At 23.3% G+C, this 14,253-nt stretch carries 14 protein-coding genes and 1 other RNA gene; 5 read left to right on the top strand and 10 right to left on the bottom strand.

Annotated features, from left to right (window positions below; translation table 11 throughout):
* Positions 1-61 precede the first annotated feature (61 nt).
* A complete protein-coding gene (gene rsmI, locus U0T55_00400) occupies positions 62-919 on the top strand; it encodes a 16S rRNA (cytidine(1402)-2'-O)-methyltransferase (GenBank protein XBC42886.1) in 858 nt (285 codons plus the stop codon).
* Positions 920-942: 23 nt separating this feature from the next.
* Positions 943-1,308, top strand: an RNA gene (gene rnpB / locus U0T55_00395) — RNase P RNA component class A.
* An 88-nt stretch (positions 1,309-1,396) separates the two neighbouring features.
* Here the strand turns inward: rnpB and pmbA are convergent.
* Positions 1,397-2,743 (bottom strand): metalloprotease PmbA, encoded by a 1,347-nt coding sequence (pmbA, locus tag U0T55_00390; GenBank protein ID XBC42885.1) that lies wholly within the window; start codon positions 2,741-2,743, stop codon positions 1,397-1,399.
* Between the two features lie 117 nt (positions 2,744-2,860).
* Between pmbA and ppa the strand changes: the two genes are divergently transcribed.
* Positions 2,861-3,376: an inorganic diphosphatase gene (ppa, locus tag U0T55_00385; GenBank protein ID XBC42884.1), complete on the top strand. Its 516-nt coding sequence runs from the start codon at positions 2,861-2,863 to the stop codon at positions 3,374-3,376.
* Between the two features lie 1,552 nt (positions 3,377-4,928).
* Here the strand turns inward: ppa and U0T55_00380 are convergent.
* Entirely contained in the window at positions 4,929-6,146 is a 1,218-nt protein-coding gene (locus U0T55_00380) for a hypothetical protein (GenBank protein XBC42883.1), read from the bottom strand.
* A gap of 278 nt (positions 6,147-6,424) precedes the next feature.
* Here U0T55_00380 and rpmB point away from each other — a divergent pair, with 278 nt between their 5' ends.
* Together rpmB and rpmG are read left to right on the top strand one after the other, a co-directional pair.
* Positions 6,425-6,682, top strand: a complete 258-nt coding sequence (gene rpmB / locus U0T55_00375) for a 50S ribosomal protein L28 (protein XBC42882.1) — start codon at positions 6,425-6,427, stop codon at positions 6,680-6,682.
* Positions 6,666-6,830, top strand: coding sequence for a 50S ribosomal protein L33 (gene rpmG / locus U0T55_00370; protein ID XBC42881.1), 165 nt, complete (start codon positions 6,666-6,668; stop codon positions 6,828-6,830). The genes rpmB and rpmG overlap by 17 nt, the downstream gene beginning before the upstream one ends.
* Before the next feature lie 194 nt (positions 6,831-7,024).
* Here rpmG and fliR read toward each other — a convergent pair whose 3' ends face one another.
* The 8 genes from fliR to U0T55_00330 all read right to left on the bottom strand — a co-directional run bounded on the left by fliR (position 7,025) and on the right by U0T55_00330 (position 14,242).
* A complete protein-coding gene (fliR, locus tag U0T55_00365; GenBank protein XBC42880.1) occupies positions 7,025-7,798 on the bottom strand; it encodes a flagellar biosynthetic protein FliR in 774 nt (257 codons plus the stop codon).
* Entirely contained in the window at positions 7,798-8,067 is a 270-nt protein-coding gene (gene fliQ / locus U0T55_00360) for a flagellar biosynthesis protein FliQ (GenBank protein XBC42879.1), read from the bottom strand. The genes fliR and fliQ overlap by 1 nt, the downstream gene beginning before the upstream one ends.
* A gap of 72 nt (positions 8,068-8,139) precedes the next feature.
* Positions 8,140-8,829 (bottom strand): flagellar type III secretion system pore protein FliP, encoded by a 690-nt coding sequence (gene fliP, locus U0T55_00355; GenBank protein ID XBC43089.1) that lies wholly within the window; start codon positions 8,827-8,829, stop codon positions 8,140-8,142.
* A gap of 437 nt (positions 8,830-9,266) precedes the next feature.
* Positions 9,267-9,656, bottom strand: a complete 390-nt coding sequence (fliN, locus tag U0T55_00350) for a flagellar motor switch protein FliN (GenBank protein XBC42878.1) — start codon at positions 9,654-9,656, stop codon at positions 9,267-9,269.
* 19 nt (positions 9,657-9,675) lie between these two features.
* Complete coding sequence (locus U0T55_00345) at positions 9,676-10,620, bottom strand: FliM/FliN family flagellar motor switch protein (protein XBC42877.1); 945 nt, start codon at positions 10,618-10,620, stop codon at positions 9,676-9,678.
* 1,097 nt (positions 10,621-11,717) lie between these two features.
* Positions 11,718-12,035, bottom strand: coding sequence for a flagellar FliJ family protein (locus tag U0T55_00340; protein XBC42876.1), 318 nt, complete (start codon positions 12,033-12,035; stop codon positions 11,718-11,720).
* A gap of 144 nt (positions 12,036-12,179) precedes the next feature.
* Positions 12,180-13,544, bottom strand: a complete 1,365-nt coding sequence (locus U0T55_00335) for a FliI/YscN family ATPase (GenBank protein XBC42875.1) — start codon at positions 13,542-13,544, stop codon at positions 12,180-12,182.
* Positions 13,544-14,242 (bottom strand): FliH/SctL family protein, encoded by a 699-nt coding sequence (locus U0T55_00330; protein XBC42874.1) that lies wholly within the window; start codon positions 14,240-14,242, stop codon positions 13,544-13,546. Before U0T55_00330 ends, U0T55_00335 begins: the two co-directional genes overlap by 1 nt.
* Between the last annotated feature and the right edge of the window lie 11 nt (positions 14,243-14,253).

Raw genomic sequence — 14,253 nt, 5'->3', positions numbered from 1 at the left:
CATAAATGTGTTTCTATTATGATAACAATATTTTTAAAAATTATTTTCTAAAAAATCAAAAATGAATGCAAATAATATATCAATTACAAAAAAAGGTACGTTATACATTGTACCTACTCCTATCGGAAATTTAACCGATATTACTTATCGAGCATTATCAATATTAAAAATAGTAGATGTAATTGCAGCAGAAAATATAAACCATACTAAAATATTAACCAGAACTTACAAAATTCTTAAAAATATTACCTCTATTAATAAACATAACGAAAAAAATAAAAGTAAAAAACTTATTATAGAACTCAAAAATGGAAAAAATGTTGCGTTAGTATCCAATGCTGGAACACCAACAATTAATGATCCCGGGTATGTTTTAATCAACTATTGCTACCAATTTAAAATAAAAATCATTCCTCTTCCAGGTCCATGTGCAGCTATTACAGCTCTAAGTGCTTCAGGATTTCAAATCAAAAGATTTTGTTATGAAGGTTTTCTTCCATCTAAAAGCACAAAAAGACGTAAATTATTACATGATTTGAAAGAAGAAACACGAACCATTATATTTTATGAAACTCCTCACCGAATAATTTCAAGTATAAACGACATAGTACAAGAATTAGGACCTAATCGATATATAATGCTAGCAAAAGAACTCACTAAAACATGGGAATCAATACATAGAGATACGTCATCAAACATATTATCGCAATTAAAAAATAATAGTTTTAAAATAAAAGGAGAAATGATAATAATCATATCAAGCGTTAAGATTAAAAAATCTTATTTTTTACCTGAAGTAGCATTAAAAACTTTACAAATGTTAAAACTACATTTACCATTAAAAAAAGCTATAACAATAACAGCAAAATTATATAATATATCAAAAAATTTATTATATGATCATGCACTAACAAAATAGAATATTGTTTAAAAAATTTTATAAAAGCTAATCAGACAGTCGCTTTTATTTTTATTAAAAATAAAAGAGGAAAGTCCGGGCTCCAAAGGGTAAAAGGTGCCAGATAACATCTGGGAAGCGCAAGCTTACGACTAGTGCAACAGAAAAAAAACCACCTTTGCAATTAATAGTTCAAAGGAAAGGGTGAAAAGGCGAGGTAAAAGCTCACCGCATACTAGGTAACTAGTATGGCTGAGGTAAACTCCACCTGGAGCAAAACCAAATAGGAGTATTTACGTATCTTACCCTTACAAATAATACTCGGGTAGGTTGCTTGAGATAATAAATGATTATTATCCTAGATAAATGACTGTCCAATACAGAACCCGGCTTATAGATTAGCTTTTAAGAACACATTTATAAAAGATAATATTTAAAAATAATGTTCTATGCATTATGAAATATCTAAATTCAATATTTTATTTAATAAAATAACCTTTATAAACCAGAAATTTGAAGAGAAGATAATAAAATTGATCCCGATAATATTTTATGCCTTGTATCAATGTCATTTCCTATAGATATAATATTTTTAAACATATCTTTTAAATTACCAGAAATTGTAATTTCATGTACAGGATGTTTGACTGCTCCATGTTCTATCAAATGTCCTACAGCTCCACATGAATAATCTCCTGTAATTAAATTTAAACCGTTACCTAATAATTCTGTTATTAGTATACCTTTATTCATTAACACTAATAATTCATTCAAATTCATATTTGAGGCACCTAATATCAGCCAATTATGAATACCACCACAATTAGCCGTACTTATTAAATTCATTTTTTTAGCTGAATAATTATCTAATAACCATGTTTGCAATATACCATTTTTTATTATCATCTTTGATGATGTACGAACACCTTCTAAATCAAAGCATTTCGATCCTAAACCTTTATTTATATAAGGATTCTCTTGAATACTAAGCCAACTAGGAAAAATTTGTTTTCCTAAACTGTTCAATAAAAATGTCGACTTTTTATATACATTATTACCATTTATAGCTTTAGCTAAATAAGAAAAAAATTCTAAAGATAATTCTGAGGAAAGAATCACTGAACTTTTTATAGAAGAAATTTTTTTGGAACCTAACCTAGATACAGCTTTTTTAGAACTAGTTGCACCCACACATTGCGGAGAAAGTAAATCATTAATATCTCTAGAAATTGTATATGACACATCTCTTTGCATATCACTATTTTCTTTAGCAATCATACAACTAGACATAGAATATAGAGTAGTATGATAACTTTCTAACATGCCATGACTATTTCCAAAAACTTTCATGCTCATACAACCATCAAAATTAGATCCCTCTGTATTAACAATTCTTTTATCTATTTTAAAAGCTTCTTGCTCTGCTATTAATACTAAATTAATAGCATGTCTTACGTCCCAATGCCAATAATGATATAAATCAAGATTTTTTAAATTTCCAATGGCTAATAAATTTGCATCAGGTAAACCAGATGATACATCCTCAGAAGTATAATTTATAATATCCATTGCTAAATTTATTATTTTGTTTACTGCAGTAATGCTAAAATCAGTAGAAAATACTGTACTTTTTTTTCGATTTTTGTAAACAGTCATCGTTAAAAAATTGTTATTATTAAATTTAACATAATCAATTTTTCTATTTCTTACTCCAATATTAATTCCTGAATTATGCACAATTAAGACTTCAGAAGTAGCTGAAAAAGTTTTAACCACACCAAGTATATATTCAATTACATTTTTAAATTTTTTTTCTTTTAATATAAAATCGTTTTCTACTTTCATATTGTATCTTATCAAAACATTAAATTATTGTTATAGTACACTGAAAAAAATTAAAATAAAACTGTATTTATAAAGAAAAATATCAAAAAAGACTTGACTAAAAAATAAGGAAAAAAAATGAGCTTTAAAAATATTTCTCCAGGTAAAAACGTTCCATATAACATAAATGTAATTATTGAAATTTCATCACATTCTCATCCAGTAAAATATGAAATGAACAAAAAATTAGGAGTTTTATTTGTAGATAGGTTTATACCTACTCCCATGTTTTATCCTTGTAATTACGGATTCATTAATAAAACTTTATCTTGTGATGGAGATCCTGTAGATGTGTTAGTACATTCCCCATATCCTATTATTCCAAATTCAGTAATACCATGTAGACCAATAGGGATGTTACGTATGTTAGATGAATCTGGAGAAGATAATAAAATTTTAGCTGTTCCTAACGATGACGTTTGTCAAGAATACTCAAATATAACAAACATCCATCACTTTTCCAATATATTAAAAACACAAATTGTGCACTTTTTTCAACATTACAAGGATTTAGAAAAAAATAAATGGGTAAAAATAATTGAATGGACAAATAAAGATGTTGCTTATAAAACAATCTTATCTTCTTTACAATAAAAATTGTAAATTCAATTTATGTCAGCATTAAAAACTTGCTGACATAATTATAAAGTACATAAAATATTAAATGCAATAATACTTTTGTAAAACATAATGCCACAAAATAATAATCCGTACTTTAAAATTCATACTTAAATTGTTTTAATGTATCGTCAAATATCAAGAGCAAAAACTAATTTATACAATTAAAAAATTTAGAAATGCCAAATATATCTTAAAATAATAATTATATTCCTTAAATTTAAACGAAATTGTCGTACTCTAAATACGAGACCCATTAAAAATCCTATTTATATATTATAAAACTAGTATAATATTAATATCATATAAAAATCCGAAAGATATTGATCTTATTATTTAGTAACTCACAATATTCAAAAATCTTAGTTTAAATTTAATTTTAAAAAATTTTGTATTGTAACCAAACTTATCAATAAAATATTATTACAATTAACGCGTAAAGTCATATTATTAAAATAAATATTATCTACATAAAAAATTATTTATACAACTATTATTAATCAACGCTTTTCCAGTACTTTTAAACTATATATATTTTTCTTAAAATATCATATTCCGTTTTTGCATGGTAGTTTTAATATGTAATTTTAAATAATCTAATATAAATATTAATATATTTTTAAATATATAATTTCCAGAAACAAAAATATTTTATTTATTTTTTTAATATTTATAAATCTTAACAATGTTTGCTCAATTTTTTATACTTTTTATAGTTTTATAATTCTATTTTAACATCCAAATTTATTATCAAAAAATTCAAATAAAATTGATGTTAATTCCCAATACTCATAATTCATTAAAAATGTATAAATTTTTTAATATAGTAAACGAATAAACTAACATTATTTTTAATGTTTCTTATAATATCGCTAATATTATTATGAAAAACGCTAGTAATGTATTTATTAAAAAATTATTGGTTGTCTTATAATTTTAAATGTAACAAATATTTTTTAATGTTCGCATCACACTATATCATTAATACATTTTTGTTATTTATTTCTTAAACTCAAATCTTTGACAACATGTTTGATTTTTCAATAAACTTCCAATTAAAAGTAAAACAATGTTCCTAATATATTTAAACAATAGTTATGGTTATTACTCAAAAATAATTTAACTTAAAAAAATAAAAATCTTAATTCTAAATTATATTTCGTATATTTTTTTAATAACTTATCACTAACGATTAAATAAAAATAAAATTTTACTTGTCAAATTCTATAAAAATGTAAAATAAGTCATATGGACTCACTGAGTTTAAAAATAATATTAATTTCTTTTTTAAAGCCATATGAAAGAACATTTTTATTTACAAGTATTTTATTTACTCAATAAACTATCTATATTCTGTAAATTCGAGAACAAAAAAAGAACTTAATCTAAAATTATTTCTTAATATAATAATTTCTAAATAAGATATTCACACTCAATAATATAACTTGGATCTTGTTTGAAACTTATAAATTTATATACTTTTATATTGTTTATTATATTTTTGAATAGTCATTATTATCATTTTTATTTAATTTAATTGATTTAAAATATTTTTTAAGCCGAAAAAAATATTAAACATGGTATTTTTATTCATAATATTCAAGTAAGTATTTTTAAAAAATATAGTCGAATAATTTCCAATTCCAAAAAAACATAGCTGCATCGATCCAAAAATATGCATATTAACAATACTATTGAAAAAAAAGGAATAATTAGATGATTTTCCTACAATTCTAACTTTTGTTTTATGTAAAATAAAATAATTGTTATTATTTTTAATTAAACTAAGAAACGGAATAAACAAATTTAAACTGAACATTGAACTATACTGTTTAAATTGTACTCTTATGCGAACAGTTGTATTTATCAAACCAAAGCAATGACAATTTATTTCTAAATTTTTCAATAAAAATCCGATTATAATTACGTTAATATTCTCATTTTTCGTAAAACGATTAAAATTAACAAAATTAATAATTATATTAGTCAAAAAATTTCTATTAAAATTAACCGTTCCATACATATTAATGATGAAACCATAACCACAGAAATGTATTTTTCTTACACTCATTTTATTATTAACTATCTTTAAACTAAAAAAAAATTGAGATATATTAAAATTTTTGTCACCACAAAAATAAATATTTTTGCTATAAAAAGATCCTATATCTAAATCTATAGGAACGTTAACACTAAATTTTTTAAGATAATTTAAAACATCATTTAATAGTTTTTTAAATACCGCAATTTTATTTATATTAACTATTTTTCGTTCGTTTGTATTATTCTTTATTATGTTTTTATGTTTAATACAAATAGTTTCAATTTTGTTATATAAACACTTTAATGTTAGACCTGTCCAATAACACTTACTAGAAAAATGATCTACAAAAAATAATATATTTTGTGTAGAAAAAGAAAGATCATTAAATTGTATATTACTAAAACAAATAGGTACTTTAAAAAAGGGTATTAATATTGCATCTAAAGGTATTTTTTTATTCCCATTTTGAACTACATTAAGATGACTAATGTATATATGACATTGCTTAAATAAAATTTTATCTACGCAAATACACAAATTCCTAAAAAATTCTATATGCATCTTTATGTGCAATTCTTTAATAAAACATTTTCTATTATGAGAATAATATTTTATATTTCGCAATACGCAATTATTTAATGTACCTATTGATTTTTTTATTTCTAATTCTGGTATATAATGATGAACCAAAAAACAAAACATATTTAGTCCAAAATGACTATAAAACAAAAATACTAAACTAAAGATACAAAATACACACAATAAAATTATAGATATAAGTAATCGTTTAAAACAATTCATTCGAATCAATCCTATCAATAAAGTTTAATCTATAATTTTAAAAAATTTAAAGAATGTATAAAAACATAATAAAAACTTTCAGTCAAAACAAATACTCACTTATAACATTAAAATGTATTTAAAAAAAATAAAATTTAAAAAATTTTAATATTAAAAAATAAAATAGGTAATCATTAATTATGTCAAAAATGTGCCAAATAACTAAAAAAAAACCTATTACGGGAAATTACAGATCTCATGCTATGAATGCTACTAAAAGAAGATTTCTTCCAAATTTACACTTACACAAATTTTGGAATATCAAAACAAATAAATTTATATCATTAAAAGTATCTGCAAAAGGAATGAGATGTATGGACAAAATTGGACTAGATAAAATTCTAGAAAAACAACTATTATTAAAAAACAGAGAATTCAAATATGGCAAAAAGCGCTAGAAATAAAATAAAATTAATTTCTTCAGGAAGTAAACATTACTATACTACAACTAAAAATAAAAAAACTAAGAATCAAAAATTAGAATTAAAGAAATATGACCCAACTATCCGAAAACACATATTATATAAAGAAGGAAAAATTAAATAATTTTTTATTTTACAACCATTAATATAAAACTGCTTTAAAAATATGAAAATGCTAAACATACTACTATAAGTAGTATAGATTAGCATTTTATAGAATTTAAAATATATTTAAAAAAAACTTTATATTTTGACATAGTAAACTACTAGTAATCAACATAATAAAAAATTGCGTTAATTCCATTAAAAAATGAATATTTATTCTTTTGAAAAAACAGATAACAAAAAAATCAAACGATCAAATATATTACTATAAAAATAAGGAATTCTAGGAATAAACAAATATAAAGTATATATTCCTACTATTAATGTTAAAGTAAATCCCACAGAAAAAATAGAAATCTGAGAAGTAATTCTATTTAAAACTCCTATAGAAATATTGAGCATCAATTGAATTATAACAATGGGTAACATCAACATAAAACCATCAAGAAAAATGAACTTAGCAAATGTAACAATATTAAAAAATACATGCACATCTAATCCAATTTTTTGTATAGGAACTTGTTGAAAAGTATCAAATAATACTGATATCATCCAAATGTGACCATTAAATTCTAAAAATAACAATAATAAAAACATATACAAAAATCGAGACAAAATAGATACACTAGAACGAGTATTCCAATCTAATAAAGATGCAAATGATAATCCCATTTGAAAACTTATAATTTCTCCAGCTATTTTAATAGCAGAAAATGTTAACTGCATAGAAAATCCTAAAGATATACCAATTACTATTTGTTCAATTAATACCAAAAATTCATCAATAGAAAAAAAATCAATCTTTACTGGAGGTAGTAAAAACATAAAACACCAACTTATAACCAAAGAAATAAAAAGTTTTACTTTTTTTGGAATAGATTGATCTCCTAGCAATGGAGCAGTAACTACAAACGATAAAATTCTAAATGCCGGAAATAAAAAACTATAAAAAATGGAGATTACATCATCTATATTAAAAGTAATCATTAATTAGATATCAGAGATAAATTGCTGAACAAAGACCGAGTATAATCTAAAATTAGAGTTAACATCCACGGTCCAAAAATAACAATCGATAATAATACTGCAATAATTTTAGGAATAAATGATAACGTTTGCTCATTAATTTGCGTAGCAGCTTGTATCACACTAATAACTAAACCGCTAAATAATGCAGATAATAACAAAGGTGAAGCGAGCATTAAAGCAACTTTCATTGCTTCATGAAAAATAGTCATTACAGATTCCACTGTCATGTTTTTTCCTAACTTATATAATAATTCTAAAATTTTAAAAATACTAAACACATAAATAGCATAATTGAATTACTAATTAATAAAAAAGCTTTGAGTTAAAGAAGTGATTAATAACTGCCAACCATCAACCAATACAAATAACATTAACTTAAAAGGTAGCGATATTGTTGAGGGAGGAACCATCATCATTCCTAAAGCCATAAGAACACTTGCTACTACTAAGTCAATTATCAAGAATGGTATGAAAATAGTAAATCCAATTTGAAAAGCTGTCTTTAATTCGCTAATAACAAACGATGGCAATAAGATTCGCATTGGTACTTCTTCTTTTGTAGCAAAATGAGAAATATTAGCTAATTTTGAAAAAAAAAGTAAATCATTTTCGCGAGTTTGCTGAATCATGAACTGATGTAATGGTTTCATACCTTTTGTAATAGCTACATCTATATTAATTTTATCCTCACTAAATGGCAAATATGCATCTCGATAAATTTTATCAAATACAGGAGCCATAATAAAAAAAGTTAAAAAAAGAGATAAACCTAATAAAATTTGATTTGGAGGTGAATAAGGTGTTCCTAAAGCATTGCGTAATAAGCTAAACACAATAATAATTCTAGAAAAACTAGTCATCATTAATAACACAGGTGAAATAAACGTTAAAGATGTAATAAATACCAATGTTTGCAATGATAAAGACCAATCTTCCTTTCCATGCAATAACGAATAGCTAGATAAAACAGAGGTTTCTGAATATACCATAGGACACAATAATAACAGTAAACATAATGATATTGTTTTATACATCATATTTTTTTATTCCAAAAACGTTTAGTCAACCTCTTTATTATATTGTTAACAATAACAGTGGTTTTATCTAATGATTGTTTATCTTTTTTTAAATAGGTAATAATACATGCAAAAAAAAAGAAATATTGTTTGAGGTTAATACCAATCCAATATGATTTCTTTTAAATCTAAAATAAATAATACTTTCATGAGATACAATCGATATTTTTACAATATCTATTAATAAACTTTTCGCTATTATTTTTATGATAAATATCTTTCTAAATATCCAAATAAAAAGATAAAATATTGATAACTTTGAAACATGGTATTACGATTTTTAAAAATATTACTTACATTCACTAAGTTAAAAATAGTACTTACAAATTTTATGTCATAATTTTTAATAATTAATTCGCACTATTTAAACTATTTGAAGTATCAATTATATCAGTAATTCTAATACCATATTTTTCTTCTACAATTACTAATTCTCCTTTTGCAATAATAAATTGATTTGCTAATATATTTAATGGTTCACCTGAATATTTATCTAAAGTTAATATAGAATCTTTATTTAAGTTCAAAATATCTCTCACTTTTAGTTTAATGTTTCCTAATTCCACTGTAACATTAACTGGGATATCTACAACAAAATTTATATTGTTTGATTCTTGCATGAATTTCTTTGAAGGAATTGTTTCATTATCTTTTTTTATCTTTTTTTTATCTAAATTTGTTTTAAATTTATCTATGCTATCACCATCTTTATTTTCAACTACATTTTTTATGTCATTCATTAATAATATCCTAATTATTTTATTTTAAATTTAAAAAATCTTTCACAAAAAAAGCATGTTTTTTTTTATACATTTTGTATTTTCCCACTAATATAGGAACATCATAAGAATATGCCATAATATCTTCCGGAGTATTTATAGAAATAATATCACCAATTTTAAGCTCCAAAATATGAGATAACAACAATGAAAAATTCACTAATTTAATATCTAAATGTATTTCCATATCATACAACATTGGCAACGATATCTGATCTATTTTTTTTTTTGTTACATCATTTTTTTTATATGTATTTACTAATTTTTCTTTATATGTCTTAATTACAGAAAACGGAAAACAAATATTTAAATATCCTAATGTACTACCAAGATTTAATTTAAAAATAGTAAATAAAAACATTTCATTGTTATCAAATATATGTTTAAAACTAGTTTTTTGAATTAATTGAAAATTAGAAAACTTAAAATCTATATTATACTTATTTTTCCAAGAAAAACTGTATATAGTTTCAATAATATTTAAAATTTTATTCATAATATTTATTTCAGACATTGTTAATTGATCAGCATCGTTTTTAAACGTTTCAGCTATATTTTGACCTCCAAACACAATATCTATAATTGATGGTATGATGTTATTAGATAAACTAATCATTCCTGTTTCTAAAGATGGAAAAATTTGAAAATAACTTGAAAACCTAGCATTTAGAAAATTATTTTTACATTCATTGTATCTCTCTAATTGAATATTATCTAATTCCAGACTACATTCAACGTTAATGATGTCAAATAAAGCCAAAGAAACTTTCTTAGAAAAAAGATCAAAAATCATCATTAATGATTTCTTAGTTTGATACATTGTATAATAATCTATATTTGAATTGTAAATACAAGTTTTTTTAATCTTTTGGATTTCATTACTCATATCATCTTTTTTAACTTTTAAAATAACATTATTTATCATTAATACACCTTAAGGAATAAATACTAATTTAAAAAATATATTGTCATTATAAAGTATCCATTTTATCTTCAACCAAACAAAAAGACTATTACATGTAATACTAAAAACAAGCGAGTTCACAAGACAAATTTAAAAATACTATATTTATTAAATATAAATATTAATAATTTTCTTCAAATTTGGATTTCGAATAATAATATCCTCAAATTTAATTTTAAATATACAGACAAGTACTTCGTAAATTAGAAGTTTCAAATTTCAGAGTTTTTTTAAAATACTATTATTAGAAATTAAATTTAATTTTAGTAATATATTATTACTAATCTTTAATCATATAAATACAAAAAATTTAAAATATCTTAAATTCAAAAAACTACAACGTTCGTTCTTAAAAAACAGAAATAATTACTCATGAATACATTTTGTTCAGTATTTAAATTTAGTTCATATCTTAATCATAAATAAAAACAGTTTTCATTATAATATAACTTATAAAATATAAATTTATAAAAAAAGTTATGCATGTAGATTATTTGCGCAGAATTGATCATGGCATTAATATCTTTTTTGTAACATATCTTTTAAGTACAAACATAACTAAAATACATAATGCTTATATTTTCAGAAAAATAATAAGACCAACAAAATAAATTGTAGTTAATACATATTATTATCTCGATTTTTTTATCTTATTATAGAAATAATTAATATATATTTTGATATTCTGCTTAGAATTTATAAGTTAGCAAATAATTCTTCTAATTAAATGTATAATTCTATATGTTTAGAATATTATAAATTATCTTTACAAAAAAATAAGAAAACTAAAAAATAAACGTCACTAAAAACATATTATTAATGCCTACAACTACTTAGTCTATATTTAATTTTACTAATTGATATGATAATACAAAGATCAGTTGTATTTTTATTCTTCACGATATATTTTTACATGATTTTCATCAAAAATTTGATTGAAGATTTTTAAAAAATAAAATTCAAAATATATTTAACATTTAATTACCTAATATCATACTCATTTTTATATCATAGATCTAACGCCATAAAAACATAATTTTTAAATAATCAAGAATAGTTTACCTTCTTTTTAAAAAGGATTTTTGAACATGTTCATCAGTTTGTATTTGTTCTTCTAACTGCATCATTCGAAGATCATGATTTAATGATTTTAAAACAATAGTTTTCCACATTTTTAATTTATATTGATGTTTTTCCCATAAAGTAAAATATTTGTAATATTGTTGTTCATATTGCATCATAGCTTTTTTTTGTCTTCTAACTCCTTTTATTAAAGAAGAAATAAAAAAATCATAATTTTTTAATTCAAAACCAAAAATCCCACGAGCAGTTTGACTGTTCAATTTCACGAGATATTCATTTTGATATTTTAACAATAAATCAATTTGTCTTTGAATCTTATGTTTATTTAAAATAATTGTTTTTAAAATTAGTGATAATTGTTGATTTTTTTTTTATCAAGTGTTTCTAGTAAATAAATAGATTTTTTATTTTTAAACATACATTCTCGCAATTTTTATTTAATTAAAAAGCGCATACAAATCTTTTTTAGATTCAATAAAAGTACTTTTTTCATGCATACCTTGCTGTAAAAATTTTTTTAATTTAGGTAACAAATCTAATGCCATATCTAATTCTGAATTAGTACCTGAAACATATGCTCCTACATTAATTAAATCTTGATTACGTTGATAACAAGATATTAATTTTTTAAAATGACGAGCCTTAGAAGCATGTATAGTATCCACAACATTCGACATAACTCTACTAATAGAAGCTTCAATGTCAATAGCAGGATAATGACCAGATTCAGCATATTCTCGAGATAATATAATATGCCCATCTAAAATAGACCTAGCAGAGTTTGCAATAGGATCATACGTATCTTCTTCTTCTGTTAATACTGTATAGAAAGCTGTAATAGAACTACTTTTTTTTCTTCCATTTCCTGATCTCTCTATCAAAGAAGATATTTTAGAAAATACAGATGGAGGATAACCTTTTGTAGCTGGTAATTCTCCTATAGACAAAGCTATTTCTCGGTGAGCCATAGCATAACGAGTTAAAGAATCCATTATCAGCAATACATGATAATTTTTATCTCGAAAATATTCAGCAATACGTACAGCATAGTTAGCTCCTTGTACTTGTAATAATGGAGAAAACTCAGCAGGGGATGCAATAATTACCGATTTTTTCAATGCTTCTTTAGTCAAAATAGTTTCAATGAACTCTTTTACTTCTCGACCACGTTCTCCTATTAATCCTAATACAACTATATCAGCTCCAGTATATTTAGTCATCATTCCTAGTAATACACTTTTTCCTAATCCAGAACTAGAAAATAATCCAATTCTTTGTCCTCTTCCAATCGTTAATAGTGCATTAATCGCTCGAATGCCAGTATCTAATACATCTGTAATAGGATATCGATGCAAAGGATTAATAACAGAATAAGACAATGTTTTTTTATATTTTTTATTAATTTCTTTTAAATCATCCAACGGTTTTCCAGTACTATCTAAAACCCGACCTAAAAGTCCTTCATAAATCGGTAATTGGTTAACAACATAATGAATACCATTCAACATTTTTGGTCTCACTCGAGAACCTGGAACGATACTATCTATATTGTTTAATGGCATTAAAAACAGTATTCCATTTCTAAATCCAATTACTTCAGCTTCTATTTCATCTATACTGTTAACTTCTAAAGTTTTTCCTATATAACAAATGGATCCAATAGACAATTGCAATCCACTTACTTCTAAAATTGATCCATTAAATCCTACCAAACGTCCATAATTAATTATACTTGGAAAATTAATTATTTCTTGTTCAAAAACTAATAATTTTTGAATCCATTTGTCTATTCGTAAAATCATCATCCTTCCTTTTTTAAAACTAATCTACATAATTCAATCCAACGCCCAACAACAGTGGAATCCAAAATAGTATCTCCTAAAAATACTGTACATCCTCCCCTAGATATTTCTTTATCTAACAACACTGTCCATCCATACTTTGAAAAAACTTCTCCAAAATGGTTTTCAACTATTTTCTTATCATGAGGATTAATCAATATTTTTGGTTTTTTAAAAACCATTTGTTCATTTTTAAGTATTGTCTTAATCTTATTTAATAATTGTTTATCATCCGCAAATAAAGTATTTTCTATAACTTTTTTTGAAATATTCAATACTAAATATACTAAACGAGAGGATATAACATCATCTAATGCTATTAATGACTTTTCGAAATTTGATAAAAATGTATTCATTTTAACTAATATACAATCACTTTTTTTATTAAATTCTAATAATGCTTTATCAAATCCCACAGAAAACCCTTCTTTTTCTCCTTTACAAAATCCTGTTTCATAGTTATGTTCATTTCCATCGTCTATACAAATTTTTGCATCTTTATTAACAATAGAATAACTATTTTTATCATATATTTCTTTTGTTAGTTTATCGCACTTTTCAGGCATTTTACGCGTACTGTTTAATTTATTACCATCCTTTTTTTCTATTTCTTCTGGATACCATTTTTCCCAAGTCATTTTTGATACAAATCGATACATAAATGTTCCTA

The organism is Buchnera aphidicola (Kaburagia rhusicola ensigallis) (genome assembly GCA_039830025.1).
Lineage (GTDB): Bacteria > Pseudomonadota > Gammaproteobacteria > Enterobacterales > Enterobacteriaceae > Buchnera_B > Buchnera_B aphidicola_AW.
This window is presented reverse-complemented; position numbering and strand designations above follow the sequence as displayed.